Raw genomic sequence first — 21,567 nt, 5'->3', positions numbered from 1 at the left:
GGCAACCATGGGCACTGAGCTGCTAATAAATGTGACGCCGAGTGAAACGCGCGTCGCAATGATTGACGGAGGTGTTTTGCAAGAGATCCACATTGAACGTGAATCAAAGCGAGGCATCGTCGGCAATATTTATAAAGGACGTGTAAGCCGTGTCTTACCGGGAATGCAGGCTGCATTTGTTGATATCGGTTTAGATAAAGCGGCATTTTTACATGCGTCAGACATTGTTCCTCATACGGAATGTGTGGCTGAAAATGAAAAGAAACAATTTAAAGTCCGTGATATTTCAGAGTTAGTCCGTCAAGGGCAAGATATCGTGGTGCAGGTGGTTAAAGATCCATTGGGCACTAAAGGAGCACGTTTAACCACCGATATTACCCTACCATCGCGTTATTTAGTGTTTATGCCTGGTGCGAGCCATGTTGGCGTATCACAGCGGATTGAATGTGATAAAGAACGTGATCGATTAAAGAAAGCGGTAGCGCAGCATTGTGATCATCTTGGCGGCTTTATTATTCGTACTGCGGCTGAAGGTACGGATCCAGATGAAGTGGCACAAGATGCGGCATTTTTAAAGCATTTATGGCGCAAAGTCATTGAACGTCGTGCCAAATATAAGCCGCGTTCAATGTTATATGGTGAGTTAGGCTTAGCGCAGCGCATTTTACGTGATTTTGTTGGTACTCAAATTAACCATATTCAGGTCGATTCACGGGTTGCGTTTGATAAACTCAAAGAATTTACCGATGAGTTCGTGCCTGAAGTTACCGAGAATATTGAATATTATTCTGGTGATCAGCCTATTTTTGATCTTTATGATACTGAAGCTGAAATTCAGCGTTCGCTTGATCGTAAAGTCGAAATGAAATCGGGTGGTTATTTAATCATTGATCAGACCGAAGCCATGACCACCATTGATATTAATACTGGTGCGTTTGTTGGTCGTCGTAATCTTGATGAGACTATTTTCAATACCAATATTGAAGCCACTAAAGTCATTGCACGCCAATTACGATTACGTAACCTTGGTGGTATTATTATTATTGATTTTATTGATATGGCATTGGAAGAGCATCAACGCCGCGTATTACAGGCTTTAGAGCAAGCATTGTCGTTTGATCGGGTGAAAACCAATGTTAATGGTTTTACTCAGCTTGGGTTAGTTGAAATGACCCGTAAGCGTACCCGTGAGAGTATTGAGCATGTGTTATGTAACACTTGCCCCTCTTGTGAAGGTCGCGGTACGGTCAAAACGGTTGAGAGCGTGTGTTACGAAATTCTACGTGAAATCACCCGTGTTAACCGCGCCTATGATGCCGATCGGTTTGTGGTCTATGTGTCATCGGCCGTTGGTGATGCTTTAGCGGGTGATGAATATCATGCGTTAGCAGAGCTAGAAGTGTTTATCGGTAAGCAAGTAAAAATCAAACCAGAGCCTCTTTATAATCAAGAGCAATTTGATGTGGTAATGATGTAATGTACTCAGTGAGGAAGTAACAGTGCCCAAGATACTCGTACGCCTTGTACGCGGTGGTTTATGGTTGGTAGTAATTATATCGTTACTCTTAGCCTCAGTAATCACCGGATTAAGGATACTGCTTCCTCACCTCAATGATTACCGCCAGCCGATAGCACAATGGGTGTCTCAGCAGGCGGATATTTCTTTAAAATTAACCGATATTGAAGGACGCTGGCAAGCTGCAGGGCCTGCTTTAACGTTATCTGGTATTACCCTCTCTGCGCCACATCATTCGCAACCATTGGCTGAAATTGGCCAGATTGGATTTTATTTTGATATTTGGCAGTCTGCACTGCATTTACGTCCTATTTTCAAACAAGTGACCATTCGGCAGGTTGATCTTGATCTTACTAAAATAAAACCGTCTTCATCAGCGTCAAATAGGGCTGATGCCAGTGTCGCCCAACGTTTAGAGCAGCTGTTTTTTACCCGCTTAGGGCAGTTTCAACTCCTCGATTCATCGGTGTCTTTTATTGCACCGTCAGGTCTTCAGCAACAACTTAATATTAAACAGCTTGATTGGGCCAATGTTAACGGGCGTCATTTAGCGCAGGGAAGTATTAATTTTACTAATACGGATCTTGGACAATTAGCGGTTAAAGCCAATATATCTGAACAAGGCGGACTGAATAGTTTGTCCGGCTCTTTGTATATTAAAGGTGAACATGTTTCTGTCACACCATGGCTCAATAAACAACTCGCTGGAATGGCAAATATTACCCATAGCGAGATTGGAGTCGAAGCGTGGTTGACACTAAAACAAGGTCAGATTGAGAATGGTAAAGCGAAGATCAATAACAGTATTATTGACTGGCAAGAAAATAATCAGCAGCATCAAATTAATATTCAACAGGGGCTGGTGGCATTAAGACCGATTCGATTAGCAGATGGTTCACGAACATGGCGGATTGATACTGAAAAATTTGCTATTTATACCGATGATATTGCGTGGCCAACCTTTGATATCGCGGGCCAATTAAGCTTTACGGATCACGATCAATTAAAGCAATGGAAACTGGCATTAAGTAATATTGCTTTGCAACGGTTATTGCCATTAATTGATTTTTTGCCGTCAACCAATTCGCTGGTTAATGCGGTGCAGCATCTTAAGCCAAGTGGGTTATTGACCCAGATTCGAGTTGCTGGTGAGCCCAATAAAGTGCCTCGATTTTCATTTAAGGTACAACAGTTAAGTGTTAAACCGTGGCAATGGATCCCGGGGATCAATCATTTAAATGCCACTGTTGCAGGGGATGGTCTGCAAGGTAAAGTCACCCTCAATGTCGCAGCCGATAGTTTTGCCTATGAGCGTGTGTTTGCTAAACCACTCAAAATAAACCAAGCTCAAATTCAGGCTTATTGGCATCGGGATGCTCAAACCACCACCTTATGGAGTGATCAACTTGCGCTGGCAACACCAGATTTAAGCTTTGCTGGACAAGCTCGGGTTGATATACCGCGAGAGGGATCGCCTTGGTTGTCATTATATGGTGAAGCTGACGTGGTAGATGCTGGTCAAACTTGGCGTTATTTACCGCGACCCGCGCTGGGAGATCGCTTGACGGATTATTTAGCGAAGGCGATTAAAGGCGGTAAAGTTAAGTCTGCGCGTATTCTGTGGTATGGCGCATTAAATACCTTTCCCTATCAGCACCATGATGGTGTGTTTCAAGCCTTTGTGCCATTAACACAGGCAAAATTTAGTTTTGATCCTAAATGGCCATTATTACAAGATATGAAGCTCAATTTGTTATTTGAAAATGACAAAATGTACCTTGATGCTGATCATGTTAAAACATTAGGTGCGCGTAGTTCTCACGTGGTCGGTGAGGCTGACTTAACGCCCCATGGTCGCCTTAAACTTGCCATCGATCTTGCGGCTACGGGAGATCAAGTTCGTCATTACATGCTTAATAGTCCATTGGCAAGCTCGGTGGGGAGTGCCTTGACGACCATCAATGTCGCTGGACCTGTTACCGCAAGGCTTAATTTGGATATTCCGTTTGATGGTACTGAGGTTGATGCTAGCGGTAAGGTGTATTTCAAACACACCCCAATCACACTGACAACGCCACATTTAGCGATAGATAATGTCAACGGTAGCTTAGGTTTTCATAATAATAAGATTAACGCCCAAGGGCTAACAGGATTGTTATATCAACAGCCCATTCAGTTTGGATTTGATGGTAACAACGTTAACAAGTCAGCCGATTATAAAGTCAATGTCAGTGTTGGTGGACAATGGCAATTAGCTAAATTAAACGCTTTTTTACCGCCAGCATTATTAACAAATATTAGTGGAAGCAGTGATTGGAAGGCTCATGTTGGGGTTAATATTAAACCGAGTAGGTTTGATTATAACGTTGGAGTTACAATCCCATTAACCCATATCAGTACTCAATTACCTTATCCATTGCAGCAACCTCAAGATACTGCTACAGCGCTAACAGTCAGCGTTAATGGCAATAAAACCCAGTTGTATGCTCAAGCTTTATTACCTGATGTTAGTTATCAAGCACAGGTATCATTGCTGACAAAAACACCTAAAATTATCGCCAGTAACCTTACGATAGGTGAAAGGAGATTATTAGCCCAGCCGTTACAAGGTCAACAAGTACAGATTAATAGTCGTCAATTTAATGCTGATCAATGGCTGGCAGTAGTAAAACAATTAACGGATAACCATGCTTCATTATCGTCAGGGACAACGACTCAGACAGCGGCATTTTCATTACCTTTACCAACCCGCGTGATAGCGAAGATTGGTAAGTTAACCTTAGGCGGTCTTACTTGGCATCAAGTTGATACGGTAGCAACACGCGGATTAGGCTGGTCGATAAAATTGGCATCACGTGAGGCGAGTGGCTATATTTCATGGGTTAAGAATCAGCCATTGAATGTCATTTTAAAATCATTACATCTTAATTTACCGCAATTAGAGCCGCAGCCACCTAGCGCATTATTAACCCCAATATTAACCACCCAACCGCCATCAACCTTAGTTACCGCAAACGATCGCAGCATCATGGCAGCGATACCTGCGATTGACTTATCGATTGCAGATGCATGGTTACAAGGTTATCGCTTAGGGGCGGTAACAGCAACGTTAACGAAGAATAATCAGCGTTTGCAGTTGCAGCAGTTTAAAATCAAATCTGGTAATGTGAAGTTAACGGCATCAGGTGACTGGAGTCTGCGTCAACCGCGTAATCACACTAAGCTCGATGTTATGATCAGTGGTACTAATAGTACTGATTTACTCGATCGGTTTGGGATCTCAGGTGGTGTTCAAGATGCACCGTTTAATACTCATGTCATGATTGATTGGCAAGGTAGCCCTTGGAATATTGATCGCACGACATTAAATGGCAAAGTGACGACAGATATTGGTAAAGGGGTTGTCAGTGGTGTCGGTGGTGCAGGGCGATTATTAGGTTTATTTAGTCTCGATTCTATTATTCGAAAAATGAAACTCGATTTTTCTGGAATATTTGATAACGGTTTAGCCTTTAATTATATTCGTGGTAACGGCACTATCAAAGACGGTATTTTTGATAGTAATAATATTAAAATGCAAGCGTTAGCCGGTGATATGTTCATCAACGGTAAAGTGAATCTGATTGACGAAAAAATTAATGCTAACGTTAAATTTATTCCTGATTTTACTTCAGGATTGCCCGTGATGACGGCCTTTGCCGTGGCCCCGCAAGTTGCATTGTATGTGTTGGCGATCTCAACCGTATTATCACCCGTGCTTGATGTGATTACGCAGGTGAATTATCAAGTGACGGGGCCGATAGACTCGCCAAAAGTGGTTGAGCGCTCACGCTTAGAAGGCGAATATAAAATACCAGAGAACAGTAAGTTTTAAGCTGTCACTTTGGTGGTATCGCAATGAATGTGATTTATTTCATATATAGTTCAGGGAGATAGCCATGAGCAAGATTGGTGTAGTACAAATGAACTCAGGCACTGATCCTGAGCGTAACCTGAACCAATTAAAAAAGTTTATGCAAGGGTTACAGCTACAAGGGGCGAAATTAATTGTGACCCCTGAAAATACGATCGTTTTTGGCAGTAAAGTCGATTACCAACGTTGGGCTGAACCTCTCGGTGATGGCCCATTACAGCAACAATTATCCCAGTATTCGCAACAATTAGGGGTGTGGTTATTGATAGGCTCAATGCCAATCCTACATGCTGATGGTAGCATCACCACCACGGCGGTGTTATTTGATGATCAGGGTAAAATTCAAGCGCATTATAATAAAATGCATATGTTTGATGTTAATGTCGCGGATAAACATCAGAGTTACCGAGAATCTGATACCTTTAAAGCTGGCGATGACATAAAAGTGATAGAGACACCTTTTGGTAAACTTGGATTATCAATTTGTTATGACATTCGTTTTCCGCAACTTTATGGCGAGTTACGTCAGCAAGGTGCTGATATAATAGTGATTCCTGCAGCATTTACCAAGTTAACTGGACGAGCTCATTGGGAAGTACTCGTTCGTGCCCGCGCTATTGAAACTCAGTGTTGGGTGGTTGCAGCTGCCCAGTGGGGCGAGCACAATGAAACTCGAGAAACCTGGGGTCACTCAATGATCGTTGATCCATGGGGGCAAGTGGTTGCTTGCCAACAACAAGGAACGGGTGTTCTGACAGCGAATGTTGATTTACAATTAGCACATAAGATTCGCACCAATATGCCAGTGGCTGATCATGCCCGATTGGTATTCAGTCATATTCAATAATTAAGAGCAAATTAATGACCCTTAACACAGTAGAAAGTACCATGCTAGACCAGTCCGGTCTTGGTCGTGATGAATTGCATAAGATCCTTGGCTTAATTGCTACTCGTGATGTTGATTATGCTGATATCTATTTTCAATCATGCTGGCATGAGTCGTTAGTGTTAGAAGATAGCATTATTAAAGATGGCTCGTTTAACATTGATCGCGGTGTTGGTGTTCGTGCTGTTGCGGGTGAGAAAACCGGTTTTGCTTACTCGGATCAAATTAACTTATTAGCATTAACCCAAAGTGCGAAAGCGGCACGCGGGATTGTACGTCAAGGTGGTAATGGTAAGGTTCAGACATTTGCACCGATGGCATCGTCTGGCATTTATTCACCGAGCAATCCATTAGGTAGTTTTGATAAATACCAAAAGATTGCCTTGCTTGAAGAAATCGATCGCTACATTCGTACTAAAGAGCCACTGGTTACTGAAGTGTCTGCCAGTATTAATGGTGTTTACGAAGAAGTATTAGTGGCGGCATTAGACGGCACCTATGCGGCAGATATACGCCCATTAGTGCGGTTGTCGGTTACGGTCTTGGTTGAGAAAGGCGATAAGCGTGAGCGTGGTAGTGCTGGCGGCGGTGGTCGTTATGGTTATGAAACGTTTTTAACGGAAGATTCAAGCGGTAAAAGCCAAGCGATCTTTTTTGCTGATGAAGCCATTCGCCAAGCATTAGTTAACCTTGAAGCGGATGCTGCACCTGCTGGCACTATGCCGATTGTATTGGGTGCTGGTTGGCCGGGTGTATTATTACATGAAGCGGTTGGTCACGGTTTAGAAGGTGATTTTAACCGTAAAGGTTCATCAATGTTTGCCGGACAAATTGGGCAGCAGGTTACATCTTCACTGTGTACTATTGTTGATGATGGAACGCTGATTAATCGTCGTGGTTCAATTAACATTGATGATGAAGGCACTCCGGGTCAGCACAATGTACTGGTTGAAGGTGGTAAGCTTAAAGGCTATATGCAAGATAAGCTCAATGCACGTTTAATGGGTGTGGCACCGACAGGTAATGGTCGTCGTGAATCTTATGCCCATTTACCGATGCCACGTATGACCAATACATACATGTTACCGGGTGAACATACTCCTGAAGAAATCATTGCTAGTGTTAAAAATGGTATCTATGCGCCAAACTTTGGTGGTGGTCAGGTTGATATTACCTCGGGTAAATTTGTGTTCTCTGCCTCAGAAGCTTATTTAATTGAGAACGGTAAAGTAACCCGTCCAATTAAAGGTGCGACCTTAATCGGTAGCGGTATTGAAGCGATGCAGCAGGTGTCTATGGTCGGTAATGATCTTGATATCGACCGTGGGGTTGGTGTGTGTGGTAAAGCGGGTCAGAGCGTGCCTGTAGGCGTGGGTCAACCGACACTGAAGATTGATTCAATGACCGTTGGTGGTACGGAATAACTATCAGTGACTCTGTCACTGTAGCGATTACCGCCGTTGTTTAAATAAAAATGCCAGCAGAGATGCTGGCATTTTTTGTTCGTATGTACATTAATCGAAGCGATTAATCAGCAAGGTAAAGAGATTTCAAATATTGAAAAATCTCACGGTTGGCCTTGCCTGGTTTTTCCTGCGCCTTTTCTTTTGCTGCTTGACGCATCAATTGGCGTAGGTGTTGGCGATCAGCATCAGGATGATCAACCAAAATAGCATTTAGCATGCTGTCACCATTCTCAACGAGCTTGTCACGTTTAATTTCAAGCTTCTTAAGGGCAACAGTATGTTGGGAGTGCTTATTATTTAATTTGTCGAGTGCGGCTTGAATTGGGTCGAGATCCATATGACGCATCTGCTTACCAATAAACTGCAATTGACGACGACGCGCTTCTTTACTAAAGCGTTGCGCGTCTTTAATTGCGGCCATCATTTCTTCATCTAATGGCACTTTTGCGAGTGCGTTGGGTGTTAATTCAACTAACGCTTCGCCAATTTTTTGCAACTCTTCCATGTCACGTTTCATCTCGGACTTACTTACCCAGATGATTTCTTCTTCTTCATCCCAAGGGGCTTTCTTGTTTTTACGGCTCATAAATGGGCTCACTCATTGTATCAATAGTTCTATTTTATCAGTTTAATAACGATTTTGGGCGTAAATTACATTATTCTATAACTAATAAGCTAAACCCTAACCTTAAGTGATTGTATGGACGTAAGAGAACAGGTTGCTCATCAGCGCGTTGAACTTGAAGCTGCAGTAGCAAAAGCGCTTGAAGTTGCTGGTAAACAGGCTGATGCAGCCGAAGTAGCCATTAACAAAACAACAGGTATCAGTGTTTCAACTCGCATGTGTGAAGTTGAAAATGTTGAATTTAATAGCGATGGTGCATTAGGCATTACTGTGTATCGCGGTAATCGTAAAGGCAGTGCATCGACATCAGATTTAAGCGAAGCGGCGATTGCCCAAACGGTTGCTGCCGCTTTAGACATTGCAAATTACACCTCTGAAGATCCGTTTGCTGGCCCCGGCCCAGCGGAGTTGATGGCGCGTAATATTCCTGATTTAGACTTATTTCATCCTGATGAGCCTGAACCTGATCGTGCTGCCGCCATTGCAATTGCTGCTGAAGAAGCGGCACTGGCGTTTGATCCGCGCGTGAAACAAAGTGACGGTGCGAGTTACGACAGTCACTATGGTGTACGTGTTTACGGTAATAGTCACGGTATGCTAGCCAGTTATGCTTCTAGTCGTCATAGCATCAGTTGCTGTGTGATCAGTGAAGGCAAAAACGGCAATATGGAACGTGATTATAGTTATACGACGTCACGTTTAGCGTCTGATATGTGGACCCCTGAACGTGTCGGTCGCCATGCGGCAGAGCGTACCGTTAGCCGTATTGATCCGCAAAAACTTACTACCCGTGAAGCACCAGTGATGTTTGCAGCGGATGTTGCGACTGGATTGTTTGGTCATTTAGTGATGGGGATCAGCGGTGCTAACTTATACCGTAAATCGTCGTTCTTACTTGATAAGCTTGGCGAACAAATTTTCCCTGAGTGGTTAAACATCAGTGAGCGTCCACATATTTTACGGGGTATGGCAAGTACACCGTTTGATAGTGAAGGTTTAGCGACCTTTGATCGTGAGATCATCACTGGCGGTGCACTGCAAACATATCTATTAACCAGTTATGCCGCGCGTAAGATGAAGATGCAGCCAACGGGTCATGCTGGTGGTATTCACAACTGGATGGTGTCATCAACTGGCGAAAGCTTTGAGCAAATGCTGAAAAAGATGGATCGTGGGTTGTTGGTGACTGAATTGATGGGTCAAGGGGTTAACATTATCACTGGCGATTACTCGCGTGGTGCTGCTGGCTTCTGGGTTGAGAATGGTCAAATTCAATACCCTGTTTCTGAAATTACCATTGCAGGTAATCTTAAAGATATGATGCAAAACATTGTTGCGATTGGTAGTGATACTGAAACTCGCAGTCAGATCCTAACTGGATCAATGTTGTTAGATTCAATGAAAATTGCTGGCGAATAATTATTTTTAACACTGCTATTTATACGCAATAAAAAGCCCGAATCAAGCGTTTGATTCGGGCTTTTTTAAACGGTGCAATTAGTATTTATTAAGGTGTGATAAAGATCGTTGCTAGACCTAAGAACACCATTAAACCGACAATATCAGTACAGGTTGTGAGTGCCATACCGCCTGCAAGTGCTGGGTCTATCTTGAGTTTTTTAAGTCCAATTGGAATTAATACTCCAGCGACACCCGCAATAAACAGGTTAGCTAACATCGCTCCTGCCATAATCACGCTAAGTATCAAGCTGCCTTTCCAAATAAAGACCACCAGACCGATAATTAACGCCCAAACTACGCCGTTAATTAAACCGACGCGGGCTTCTTTGCTCAGTAGCCAGCGGGTGTTGCTCTCACCGATATGGCCGACAGCCAGACCACGAATAACCAGTGCAACGGTTTGGTTACCCGCAACACCACCCATTGAGGGCACGATTGTCATTAATACCGCGACGGTCGCCATCTGTTGTAAAGTGTGTTCAAACATATTGGAAACAGATGCTGCAGCTAAAGCTGTCAGGACATTAACCCCAAGCCAAATACTTCGGCTTTTGGCTGATTTTAATACGGGTGCAAAAGTATCTTCGTCATCATCCATACCTGCCATGGACATCATCGAGTGTTCTGCTTCTTCACGGATCAAGTCAACCACGTCATCGATAGTAATACGACCGACAAGGTGATTATTAGTATCAACAACAGGGGCTGATATCCAATTTCGACGTTCAAAGATATTGGCTATTTCACTGTCTGCCATATCAACGGCAATCGCTTCATCAGCATCTTGCATGACATCTTTAATTTCGATATCAGGTTGAGTGGTGATCAAGGTTGATAGTGATAAGTGACCAATTAAAATTTGTTCATTATCAACAACATATAGTGAATCGGTTGCTTCTGGAAGTTCACCACGCATGCGTAAATAACGTAATACCACATCGGCAGTTACGTCACCACGAATAGTGATAAAATCGGTACTCATCATGCCACCGGCAGTATCTTCCGGATAGGCGAGTGCTTCTTCGATACGATGACGATCGTTGGCATCCATTTGTGCCAATACTTCTTGGTAACGCTCATCAGAGAGGCTACGAAGTACGTACGCGACATCATCGCTTTCCATGCCTTCGGTAACGGCCGCCAGTTTTTCTGGCTCCATTTGCGAGACGATGCCATCTTTTACATCTTCAGAAAGTTCATCAAGAATTTCACCTTGTTCTTCCGGATCCGTCAATTGCCATAAGACTTGACGTTCTTTCGGGGGTGAGGCTTCTAACAGATGAGCAATATCCTCCGGCTCCATATCTTGGAGTAACCGGCGAACATGGACAAACATGCCATTTTCAAGCGCTTTGTTGACTTCTTGGAGTGTGTGATGGGTTTGATCTTGTTCTAATACATCCGCCATAGGTATTAGGCCCACTTATATTTGATGGCGCAATAAGCTGAATTTTAACGTAATCAGTTAGCCTTTGTCTCCTGCTGATTGCGATTTAATTCGTTTATAAAGCGGTTAAGTATGGGCGATACGCATGATCACTATGATTATCTATTTAGATTTTAGGCTTTTTCTCTATCGAATAACGCCTAAAAAGCGTATTTAATGACAAATGAGTCTATTCGATAACACTGATTATAGTGAGAAATAACACCTAATTTACAACAAAGAGTCGATGGTCAGATATATAGCCGATTATATGTAGTCGATTAATTGTCTTCATCAAACCCTGCTTCAATTAAGTTTGCAACGGCCATTAATGCAGATTGAGCATCTTGGCCTTGAGCACTGACCATGATTTTTTGTCCTTGTGCTGAATCAAGCATCAGTAACCCCATTACGCTATCAGCTGTTGCGCTGTTATCACCATTAGTAATGGTAATAACAGCGTTAAAGCTTTGCGCTAACTCGACCAATTTAATGGCAGCTCGAGCATGAAGCCCGAGCCGATTACGAATAAATAACTCGCGTTGGGTGGTCATTTATAATTTTCCAGCGTGCGGTGACGTATCTGCACTTGTTGACCTTGCTGGGTAAAATAATCGGCCAGTTGCTGGGCAATGTAGACTGAACGGTGTTGTCCACCGGTACAACCAATCGCGACAGTAACATAACTGCGATTATTCTTTTCTAGCATCGGCAGCCAAGTTTCAAGAAAATTACGCAATTGATAGTTAAGTTTATTTACTTCAGCGTGAGCGGCTAAAAAATCTTTGACGGGCTGATCAAGGCCAGTTTGAGGCTTGAGCTCTGGTACCCAATGTGGATTAGGTAAGAAACGGACATCAAACACATAGTCAGCATCAGAAGGAAGACCATGTTTAAAACCAAATGATTCAAATACTAAGATTAGTTCACGCGCTTCTCGACCAAGCACTCGAGCACGCACGGTTTCACTTAAGTCATGAATTGAACGGTTAGTCGTATCAATGACAAGATCGGCATGTTCTTTAAGATCGCTAAGCAACAGGCTTTCTGATTGAATAGCCTGCTCTAAGCTCATATTGTGGCGAGAAAGTGGGTGTAAACGACGGGTTTCACTGTAGCGTTTAACCAGTTCTTTATCATCAGCATCGAGAAAAATAACGTTGATATCAACATCACTGGCTAAATTTTTAAAAATGGCTTCTAGTTCACCCTGATGGGGGGGCATGTTACGAATATCAATACTAACGGCAATATCTTGTTCGCTATCTGCGATATCATTTACAAATTGTGGCAGCAGGTGTACTGGAAGGTTATCAACACAGTAATAACCTAAATCTTCTAGTACGCGTAATGCGACGGATTTACCAGAACCTGAACGGCCACTAACAACCATTAACCTCATGGTTTAGCTACCTTTTTTGTAGTGAGAAGGCACTGATTTATTCTTCATCAATCAGTATGTTATATAATTCTTGATCTGTTTTTGCATTGCGTAATTGCTTGCAAATTTTCTTATTGCCCAATTTTTCAGCCATGCTAGCAAGGGTCGATAAATGCTCTTTACATTGCTCTTCTGGTACCAGAAGCGCAAATAACAGGTCAATAGGTTGACCATCTATAGCGTCAAAATCGATCGGTTGTTGGCATTGAATAAGCACAGCAATCGCGTGATCACTGTTACTGATTCGGCCGTGAGGGATCGCAATGCCGTTACCAATACCTGTGGTACCCAATTTTTCACGATTGAGCATACATTCAAATAATGGCTGCGGATTTTGATCAAGATGTGTTGCGGCGATCTCACTGATGAGCTCTAGCGCGCGTTTTTTGCTGGAGCAAGGGACTGCACTTTTAGTACAGTCCAAGCTCAATACGTTACTCAGTTGCATGATTAGTGACTATTGAGTTTATCTTTATGTTTATTTAATTGACGGACCAGTTTATCAGTCAATTCGTCAATCGCGGCATACATATTTTCAGAATCAGCCTTAGCGTGGATTTCTCCTGAATTAATATGCAGTGTTGCTTCGGCAATTTGTTGGAGCTTTTCGACATTTAAGATCACTTGAACGTTATTAATTTTGTCGAAGAAACGCTCTAATTTGTCAAATTTGGTACTCACATACTCACGTAAAGAATCGGTTACATCAACATGGTGTCCGGTAATATTGATTTGCATAGACATCTTCCTTTTGTTGGCGCTGATCCGAGTTAGATCAGACATTTTCGCTGATTTGATGGCGGAATTCCTAAAGATTCACGGTATTTAGCGATAGTTCGTCGCGCAACCATGATCCCTTGTTCTGCCAATAAAGTCGCAATTTTGCTGTCGCTCAGGGGTTTAGCCTGATTTTCAGCAGCAACAAGTTTCTTCACCAGTGCGCGAATAGCTGTCGATGAACATTCACCGCCATTATCCGTACTGACATGACTTGAGAAGAAGTATTTCAATTCAAAAATACCCCGAGGTGTATGCATATATTTTTGGGTAGTGACTCGGGATATGGTGGATTCGTGCATCTCAACCGCGAGCGCGATGTCGTTAAGAACCATCGGCTTCATGGCTTCTTCGCCAAATTCAAAAAAATCTTGCTGTTGTTCGACAATACAGCGAGCAACCTTCAGCAAGGTTTCATTGCGGCTTTCAAGGCTTTTAATCAGCCATTTGGCATCTTGTAGGTGAGTGCGAATAAACTGACCATCAGCACTATTGCGAGAATTGTTACTTAATGCGGCGTACTGCTGATTAACTTTGATGCGTGGAATACTGTCAGGATTGATGTTAACGACCCATTTACCGTTATCTTTAAACACCGAGACATCAGGGATAACGTATTCGGTTTCGGTGGATACAACATAGTTACCGGGTCGAGGATTTAAACTGTGAATCAAATCCATGACCGCTTTAAGTTCCGGCTCTTTGAGTTTGGTTTCGCGCATTAATTGGCGGTAATCACGATTGCCTAATAAATTAATGTGTTCGCGTAACAGGGTTTTTGCTTCGGTAAGCCATTGGGTTTGTTCTGGATAAGTCGCTAGCTGGAGTAATAAACATTCTTTTAGGTCACGAGAAGCAACCCCTAATGGGTCAAATTGTTGCACCCGTTTTAGTACCGCCTCTACTTCATCAAGTTCCACTTCCAGTTCTTCATCTTCGAAGTTTTCTAGAATTTCGGTGGTAGTACAACTGAGATAGCCTTTTTCATTAACAGCATCAATAATAGCTATTGCAATGGCTAAATCTGTTTCACTAAATGGGGTCAGGTGCACTTGCCACATCAAGTAATCTTGTAATGACTCGGTGGTTTCACCTTGATAGACAGGCATGTCATCATCAATAGCAATCCCCGCACTGCCTGTTCCGGCACTGTAAACATCATCCCAAGTGCTATCAACGGGAAGTTCGGTGGGTAGTTCACGCGTCTCAAGTGCTTCTACAGTATCAAAGCTCTCAATGTCGTCGAGGTTCTCGCTAGTGTCGTTAGTGGTAGTTTCTGCGGTTGAGATTTCATTGTTAGTGCTTACTTCATCTGCATCGAGTGTTTCATCAAGCTCTAGGAGAGGGTTACCATCAAGCGCTTCTTGGATCTCTTGTTGGAGTTCCAATGTAGATAGCTGCAACAAGCGAATAGCTTGTTGTAGCTGAGGCGTCATTGCTAACTGTTGACCGAGCTTAAGTTGGAGCGAAGTTTTCATTAACGTTGATACACCTTATTGTTATTGTTGTTATTATCTGTAATCAATAGCCAATGGTGAATGCTAGAGACGGAACTGATCACCTAGATAAACTCGCTTAACATGTTCATGGTTGAGAACATGATCTGGAGTACCGTTAGCAATCAGATGGCCTTGGCTTACAATATAAGCATGCTCACAGACATCCAGTGTTTCACGGACGTTATGGTCAGTAATTAATACCCCTAACCCTCGATCTCGTAAATGTTTAATGATCTTTTTGATATCGATAACTGAAATAGGGTCAACACCTGCAAACGGTTCATCAAGCAAAATAAATTTAGGATTGGCCGCCAAGGCGCGCGCAATTTCAACTCGACGTCGCTCACCACCTGATAATGCTTGCCCTAAGCTATCCCTAATGTGTTGAATATTAAACTCATCCAATAACTCTTCTGCTTTGTCTTGACGACCTTCTTTGGTGAGCTCTTTACGTGTTTCTAGTACCGCCATTAAGTTGTCATAAACCGTTAGACGACGAAAAATTGAGGCTTCTTGTGGTAAATAGCCAATACCCATTCGAGAACGATTATGCATGGGCTGCAAGCTAATATCTTCACCATCAATGGTAATTGTGCCTTCATCGCGGCTAACTAAACCCACGATCATATAAAACGAGGTGGTTTTACCCGCACCATTAGGACCAAGTAAACCAACAATTTTTCCTGATTCGACCTCAAGGCTGACATCGGAAACGACTTTGCGTCCGTTGTAACTTTTTGCAAGGTGTTCAGCTTTTAGAATAGCCATAAATACTGTTTATTTCTTATTATTGTTTAATTGACTTGGTAGTATCACAGTGGTGACACGCTCTTTATTGCCGCTTTCTGCCACGAGACGTTGGTCGCGAATATCGTAGGTAATAATATTACCTTTGATGTTGCTACCGTCTTGATTCAGTTCTGCTTTACCTGTCATTTTTAAGCGTTCAGTCGACGTTTCATAACGCATTTTAAGCGCATTACCATCGAGTGGTTTACCATTTTCCATTATTTGATGGAATGTCGCGGGTTTGCCATAGGCCATGATGGTTTGTTGCTGAGACTTAGCGTTTGGTCGAGTAACGACAACTTTATTGGCGCGAATATCAATCGTACCTTGGCGCAACGTAACATTACCGATGAAAGTAACAATATTATTCGGCATATCAACTTGTTGACTGTCTGAATTAATATAAATAGGTTGCTTGGTGTCACTGTTCATTGCCCATGTTGGTGCACTGATACACAACAAGCATAGTAGAGTACTAATTTTTAGTCGGTTCATATCTACCTTTTACATTTTTTAATAGAGTTGCCACATTACGGGACATATTGCCTTTCATGCCATCGCCTTGATTTTGAAAAGCAGGGCCATTGATAGTGACATGATCATCGGTATCAAAATTCTTATTCACCAAATTTAAGCGCAGATTATTTGTTTTAATAACCTGAATATCAGAATCAGGTAACAGGTTGAAAATACGCACATTACCTTGAAGGTGTAAGATTTTATCTTGCTCTAATTTGGCACTGTTAGCGCTGATTCGCCATTCTGCATTCTGACCTTGTTTAAATACCCATAGCACCGGTTTAGTAAATGTTGTGAGACCACTGACATTGAAGTGTTCAAGGTGGTCAGCATCAAGTTGATATTGACGGGTGCCTTTCAAATCAAAACTGGTGTTACTGACGTTATTACCAATAAACATCGGTTTTTCATCATTAGGTGTTACTTGGACATCTTGTCGCCAATGTTGTTCAAGTAGATAGTAGCTGAGCCATGCACATATAATCACTACTAGTACATAGAATAGCTTTTTAAAAGTCATAGACTTAAGCCTTTATTGTCTGGGTTTTTCCGATATTTTCCAGATAGATATACGGTATATAATAGCGTTACATGACTCCGGCTTTAAGCAAATCATGCATATTTAGCGCTCCGACCAATTGGTTGTTTTCGGTCACCAATAAGCCATTAATTTTGTTATCTTCCATTAATTTTAGCCCTTCTGCGGCTAATAGTTGGGGTGAAATAGTTTGTGGGTTACTTGACATGACTTCGCCAATGCTAGTGTTGTGAATATCAATATGATTATCCAGTAAGCGCCGTAAATCACCATCTGTAAAAATACCACGTAATTGTTGGTTATGATCAACAATTGCCGTCATTCCTAGGCCTTTGTGTGATATTTCTAACAGTGCATCTTTGATACTTGCGTGTTCTTCAATCATAGGCAGCAACTCACCACTATGCATTACATCAGCAATGCGAAGTAATAACTTGCGACCTAATGCGCCTCCTGGATGAGAAAGTGCAAAATCATCAGCGGTAAAACCGCGTGCTTCCATCACTGCAATCGCAACCGCATCACCCATAACAAGCGTGGCGGTAGTACTCGATGTTGGCGCAAGATTTAATGGGCAAGCTTCTTTATCAACGGTGACTTGAAGATGTACTTGCGCCATTTTTGCCATGCTTGATTCAGGTTTACCTGTCATGCTGATCATCGCAATGCCAAGGCGTTTAATTACTGGCAATAACGCGAGAATTTCAGTGGCTTCACCTGAGTTTGATATCGCAATCACGACATCACTTTTTTTGATCATACCAAGATCGCCATGGCTAGCTTCTCCAGGGTGAACAAAAAAAGCAGGGGTTCCTGTGCTGGCCAATGTTGCTGCTATTTTGCGGCCAATGTGACCTGATTTTCCCATTCCCATGACGATCACTTTACCTTGGCAATGTAAGATTAACTCACACGCAAGGGTAAAGCTGTTATCAATATAATGACGAATTTTTTCAAGCGCTTGTAATTCAGTATCGAGTACTTTTTTACCATGACTACAAAAATCAAATTGACCAGACATCAGAGAGTACTCCTTTTTATGCGGCAACATTAAGAAATAAGAAAGCTTGATAAGCAATAAAGCAAATGACTAATATTCCACCTTCAATACGGTTAATTTGGCGGCGTTTACCGAGAGCCATTACCAGTAGCAGGATTGAAATTGCCAACATAACATAAAAGTCACGGCTCATTGCCAGTGGACTTAATGCGGATGGATTCAATAATCCAGGTATGCCCATTACTGCTAAAATATTAAAGATATTAGAACCGATAATATTACCGACCGCCATATCATCTTCGCCTTTAAAGACACTGGCGATGGATGCTGCGAGTTCTGGCAAGCTAGTGCCGACCGCAATAATGGTTAAACCAATCACTAAATCACTCATACCGTAGTATTTAGCGATAGTCACTGCTGATCCTACTACCATGTCAGAAGAATATAAAAGCAGACCTAATCCGATCAATACCCAAATAATCGCCTTGGTATTAGTCACGCCCGTTGGGATTTCTGCTTGTTGTTCTTCAATTAAGGGATCAGTTTTACTGTCACGGCTAATTTTTAGCATTACGATTAAGAAAATACCAAATAATACCGCTAAGATAATACCTTCATGTCGGCTTAAATAATTATCCCATAGAACGGCTCCGGCGATAACCGTAACACCAAGCATGATGGGTAATTCACGTCGAATGATGGTCGAACTAATGCACAGTGGTTTGATTATTGCTGTAATGCCTAAAATCAATGCAATATTGGCAATGTTTGAACCAAGTACGTTACCGACGGCTGTATCGGTTTTATCGGCTAATGCTGCTGTGGCTGAAACCATCATTTCTGGTGCGGATGAGCCCATTGCGAGAATAGTCATACCGATAACCAATGGTGCAACACCAAAGTTTTTCGCTAATGCTGCCGCACCATATACCAATCTATCGGCACTCCAAACCAGTAAAGATAACCCGACACAGAGCAACACAATGGCTTCTAGCATGTTAATTCCTTTTCAGTACGACTCGCAAAAAAGCGATTTTTAGTCAATTGATGAAAAATTTCCAATTTGAGTTGCTAATTTTGACGTTAACTCATGCAAAAGGGAAGCATAAGCCAAGACTAATTATTATCTTGAGGCGGTTTTATTGTAACGAAGTTGATTAACCACCGCTGAATCAGAACAGATCGGTACTTGAAATCAGGCGTTGGCTATTTACACGATTAAAACGATGTTTTATTGTGTTGGCGTTAGAATTACTTTGATTTGTTTAATACTAAAATAGTGCCGTTAGTGCAGCTTTTAGGGGAAATGTATTATTTTTAATAAAAATCCACCATTAAAGCGTGATAATACTGCGCTTAGGTTGAGTTGATAGCTAATTCCTCCTATCATCGGCGCTCTATTTCTATAATGTCTACTGATTGTTTTTAAGTTATTTATTATCAAGAGGCATGACGCGCTATGGTGTCAAATAACATCAATATTCATCGCTTACGCAAGCTAGTTAGCTAGAGGTAACGTAAACATAATGCTCAATGACGATGTACTTGTTTCGATTAAAAATATGAGCTTTTCTCGTAGTGAACGGCCTATTTTTGATGATATTAGCCTTGATATTCCTCGTGGAAAAATCACCGCTATTATGGGGCCGTCAGGGATCGGCAAAACCACCTTATTACGTTTAATTGGCGGTCAGATAGCACCCGATAGTGGTGAGGTCTGGTTTGATCAATGGAATATTCCCACCTTGCGTCGGCATGAACTTTATCAAGCGCGTAAGCGGATGAGCATGTTGTTTCAATCAGGGGCATTATTTACCGATATGACGGTGTTCGATAATGTGGCTTTTCCATTACGAGAACATACTCAATTACCTGAAGATTTACTGCGTACTTTAGTGCTATTGAAGTTAGAAGCCGTCGGTTTACGTGGGGCGGCACAATTGATGCCCAATGAATTGTCCGGTGGTATGGCGCGTCGAGCAGCCTTGGCGCGTGCGATTGCTCTTGATCCTGATTTGATGATGTACGATGAGCCCTTTGTGGGTCAAGATCCAATCACCATGGGGGTGTTAGTCAAATTAATCCGCGATCTTAACCAAGCATTAAATATTACTTCTGTGATTGTATCGCACGATGTACCTGAGGTGATGAGTATTGCCGACCATGTCTATATTCTCTCTGGTGCTAAAATCATTGGTAGTGGTACGCCAGAACAATTATGGGCAGATACCAATCCTCAAGTTCGCCAATTTTTAGATGGTGATGCGGATGGTCCGGTACCGTTTCAATTTCCAGCACAACCATTAAATGATGATTTGTTTGGTTAATGTGTAGCATTGATTGCTGTGATGGCATCAGTGTATGACAACAGAGAATATGAGCAAAAAATGATAATTGATGCTATTTCCCGATTGGGACGAGCGACCATCGAAAAATGTCAGGCCAGTGGTCGCGCTAGTTTGATGTTATATGGGGCGTTAGTGTGTAAGCCGCAACCGAGAAAAATGTTGCCATTATTGATCAAACAACTGTATTCAGTTGGGGTGTTATCAATGGCGATTATTTTGGTATCGGGATTATTTATCGGCATGGTGTTAAGCCTTCAAGGCTATTTGGTCTTAGCCGGATATGGCGCTGAAACCAGTCTTGGACAAATGGTGGCATTATCATTATTGCGTGAATTGGGGCCTGTGGTTACTGCATTATTGTTTGCCGGGCGTGCTGGCTCAGCGTTAACCGCTGAAATAGGATTAATGAAAACCACCGAACAATTATCTAGCATGGAAATGATGGCGGTTGATCCACTACGTCGCGTGATTGCCCCACGATTTTGGGCGGGGGTAATTTCGATGCCATTGTTAGCGTTAATGTTTTCTTTAGTGGGACTTTGGGGCGCACAATTAGTCGGTGTTGATTGGAAAGGAATTGATTACGGTAGTTTCTGGTCGGTAATGCAATCATCAGTTGATTTTAGTACTGATATTGGTAATAGCATTATTAAGTCGGTAGTGTTTGCGATTGTGATTACTTGGATCGCCGTCTTTAATGGTTATGATGCCGTACCAACTTCAGAAGGTATCAGCCGTGCGACAACCCGTACTGTTGTTAATTCATCATTGGCGGTACTCGGACTTGATTTTGTGTTAACAGCATTAATGTTTGGTAGCTAAACATTCACTTAGCCGCATGCATACGACGGCATAAATTACATGGATAAAGACAATGCAACAAAATAAACGATTAGAATTGTGGGTTGGTGTGTTTGTGCTAGCCGGCATTTGTGCCTTCTTAGTGTTAGCGTTTAAAGTGGCTAACATACAAAGTTTTGGCAGTACTGAAACCTATACTCTTAAAGCACATTTTGACAATATTGGCGGTTTAAAAGTACGTTCACCGGTTAAAGTCGGTGGTGTTACTGTCGGTGAGGTAACGTCTATTACGTTAGATAAACAAACGTATGTACCGATTGTTACTGTAGAGATTAATAAAAAGTATGGTTATTTCCCAGAAACCAGCTCAGCCTCGATTTTAACATCAGGGTTATTGGGTGAGCAGTACTTAGGTATTCGTCCGGGATTTATTGATACTGATACCGAGATGCTACATAACGGGGATTTAATTGAAGACACTAAATCTGCGTTAGTATTAGAAGATATGATTGGTCAAGTGCTGTATAGCCTTGGCGGCGATAAGAAATAATGAGGAGAACCA

20 protein-coding genes are annotated in these 21,567 nt (G+C 42.2%); 8 read left to right on the top strand and 12 right to left on the bottom strand.

Features of this window, described 5'->3' with window-relative positions:
* Window positions 1-7 precede the first annotated feature (7 nt).
* The 4 genes from rng (at window position 8) to tldD (ending at window position 7,739) form a co-directional block, all read left to right on the top strand.
* Complete coding sequence (gene rng, locus BTO21_RS10715) at window positions 8-1,477, top strand: ribonuclease G (RefSeq protein WP_045030075.1); 1,470 nt, start codon at window positions 8-10, stop codon at window positions 1,475-1,477.
* 22 nt (window positions 1,478-1,499) lie between these two features.
* A complete protein-coding gene (locus BTO21_RS10710; RefSeq protein ID WP_045030077.1) occupies window positions 1,500-5,390 on the top strand; it encodes a YhdP family protein in 3,891 nt (1,296 codons plus the stop codon).
* A 64-nt stretch (window positions 5,391-5,454) separates the two neighbouring features.
* Window positions 5,455-6,276, top strand: a complete 822-nt coding sequence (locus BTO21_RS10705) for a carbon-nitrogen hydrolase family protein (RefSeq protein ID WP_045030079.1) — start codon at window positions 5,455-5,457, stop codon at window positions 6,274-6,276.
* Window positions 6,277-6,290: 14 nt separating this feature from the next.
* Window positions 6,291-7,739 (top strand): metalloprotease TldD, encoded by a 1,449-nt coding sequence (tldD, locus tag BTO21_RS10700; RefSeq protein ID WP_105026796.1) that lies wholly within the window; start codon window positions 6,291-6,293, stop codon window positions 7,737-7,739.
* A gap of 103 nt (window positions 7,740-7,842) precedes the next feature.
* Here the strand turns inward: tldD and yjgA are convergent, their stop codons facing one another.
* The gene (yjgA, locus tag BTO21_RS10695) at window positions 7,843-8,367 is read right to left on the bottom strand and encodes a ribosome biogenesis factor YjgA (protein WP_045030081.1); all 525 of its coding nucleotides are present in this window, start codon (window positions 8,365-8,367) and stop codon (window positions 7,843-7,845) included.
* Between the two features lie 114 nt (window positions 8,368-8,481).
* Between yjgA and pmbA the strand changes: the two genes are divergently transcribed.
* The gene (gene pmbA, locus BTO21_RS10690; protein WP_045030083.1) at window positions 8,482-9,825 is read left to right on the top strand and encodes a metalloprotease PmbA; all 1,344 of its coding nucleotides are present in this window, start codon (window positions 8,482-8,484) and stop codon (window positions 9,823-9,825) included.
* 88 nt (window positions 9,826-9,913) lie between these two features.
* On the opposite strand, the gene mgtE is transcribed toward pmbA, so the two are convergent.
* From mgtE to BTO21_RS10635, 11 genes are all read right to left on the bottom strand, one after another.
* Complete coding sequence (gene mgtE, locus BTO21_RS10685; protein ID WP_045030085.1) at window positions 9,914-11,275, bottom strand: magnesium transporter; 1,362 nt, start codon at window positions 11,273-11,275, stop codon at window positions 9,914-9,916.
* A 299-nt stretch (window positions 11,276-11,574) separates the two neighbouring features.
* The gene (locus tag BTO21_RS10680) at window positions 11,575-11,847 is read right to left on the bottom strand and encodes an HPr family phosphocarrier protein (RefSeq protein ID WP_045030087.1); all 273 of its coding nucleotides are present in this window, start codon (window positions 11,845-11,847) and stop codon (window positions 11,575-11,577) included.
* Window positions 11,844-12,695: an RNase adapter RapZ gene (rapZ, locus tag BTO21_RS10675; protein ID WP_045030089.1), complete on the bottom strand. Its 852-nt coding sequence runs from the start codon at window positions 12,693-12,695 to the stop codon at window positions 11,844-11,846. Before rapZ ends, BTO21_RS10680 begins: the two co-directional genes overlap by 4 nt.
* A gap of 37 nt (window positions 12,696-12,732) precedes the next feature.
* Entirely contained in the window at window positions 12,733-13,182 is a 450-nt protein-coding gene (ptsN, locus tag BTO21_RS10670) for a PTS IIA-like nitrogen regulatory protein PtsN (RefSeq protein ID WP_045030091.1), read from the bottom strand.
* 2 nt (window positions 13,183-13,184) lie between these two features.
* Complete coding sequence (gene hpf / locus BTO21_RS10665; RefSeq protein ID WP_045030093.1) at window positions 13,185-13,472, bottom strand: ribosome hibernation promoting factor; 288 nt, start codon at window positions 13,470-13,472, stop codon at window positions 13,185-13,187.
* 32 nt (window positions 13,473-13,504) lie between these two features.
* On the bottom strand, window positions 13,505-14,947 hold the full coding sequence (locus tag BTO21_RS10660) for an RNA polymerase factor sigma-54 (RefSeq protein WP_420874932.1): 1,443 nt from the start codon (window positions 14,945-14,947) through the stop codon (window positions 13,505-13,507).
* A gap of 105 nt (window positions 14,948-15,052) precedes the next feature.
* Window positions 15,053-15,778, bottom strand: a complete 726-nt coding sequence (gene lptB, locus BTO21_RS10655; RefSeq protein ID WP_036793152.1) for an LPS export ABC transporter ATP-binding protein — start codon at window positions 15,776-15,778, stop codon at window positions 15,053-15,055.
* 9 nt (window positions 15,779-15,787) lie between these two features.
* Window positions 15,788-16,294, bottom strand: a complete 507-nt coding sequence (gene lptA / locus BTO21_RS10650) for a lipopolysaccharide transport periplasmic protein LptA (RefSeq protein WP_045030099.1) — start codon at window positions 16,292-16,294, stop codon at window positions 15,788-15,790.
* Window positions 16,275-16,838: an LPS export ABC transporter periplasmic protein LptC gene (gene lptC / locus BTO21_RS10645; RefSeq protein ID WP_045030101.1), complete on the bottom strand. Its 564-nt coding sequence runs from the start codon at window positions 16,836-16,838 to the stop codon at window positions 16,275-16,277. Before lptC ends, lptA begins: the two co-directional genes overlap by 20 nt.
* Before the next feature lie 67 nt (window positions 16,839-16,905).
* Entirely contained in the window at window positions 16,906-17,877 is a 972-nt protein-coding gene (locus BTO21_RS10640) for a KpsF/GutQ family sugar-phosphate isomerase (protein WP_045030103.1), read from the bottom strand.
* Window positions 17,878-17,893: 16 nt separating this feature from the next.
* Complete coding sequence (locus tag BTO21_RS10635; RefSeq protein WP_045030105.1) at window positions 17,894-18,853, bottom strand: calcium/sodium antiporter; 960 nt, start codon at window positions 18,851-18,853, stop codon at window positions 17,894-17,896.
* Between the two features lie 529 nt (window positions 18,854-19,382).
* Here BTO21_RS10635 and mlaF point away from each other — a divergent pair.
* The 3 genes from mlaF to mlaD are packed head-to-tail and all read left to right on the top strand — an operon-like array spanning window position 19,383 to window position 21,555.
* Complete coding sequence (gene mlaF, locus BTO21_RS10630; protein ID WP_045030107.1) at window positions 19,383-20,183, top strand: phospholipid ABC transporter ATP-binding protein MlaF; 801 nt, start codon at window positions 19,383-19,385, stop codon at window positions 20,181-20,183.
* A 60-nt stretch (window positions 20,184-20,243) separates the two neighbouring features.
* Window positions 20,244-21,026: a lipid asymmetry maintenance ABC transporter permease subunit MlaE gene (mlaE, locus tag BTO21_RS10625; RefSeq protein WP_045030109.1), complete on the top strand. Its 783-nt coding sequence runs from the start codon at window positions 20,244-20,246 to the stop codon at window positions 21,024-21,026.
* Between the two features lie 52 nt (window positions 21,027-21,078).
* Window positions 21,079-21,555, top strand: a complete 477-nt coding sequence (gene mlaD / locus BTO21_RS10620; protein WP_045030111.1) for an outer membrane lipid asymmetry maintenance protein MlaD — start codon at window positions 21,079-21,081, stop codon at window positions 21,553-21,555.
* Window positions 21,556-21,567: the final 12 nt, after the last annotated feature.

The sequence above is a fragment of the Photobacterium phosphoreum genome (assembly GCF_002954725.1).
Classification (GTDB): Bacteria; Pseudomonadota; Gammaproteobacteria; order Enterobacterales; family Vibrionaceae; genus Photobacterium; species Photobacterium phosphoreum.
The sequence above is the reverse complement of the archived record's forward strand: the minus strand, read 5'-3'. Positions and strand labels throughout refer to the sequence as shown.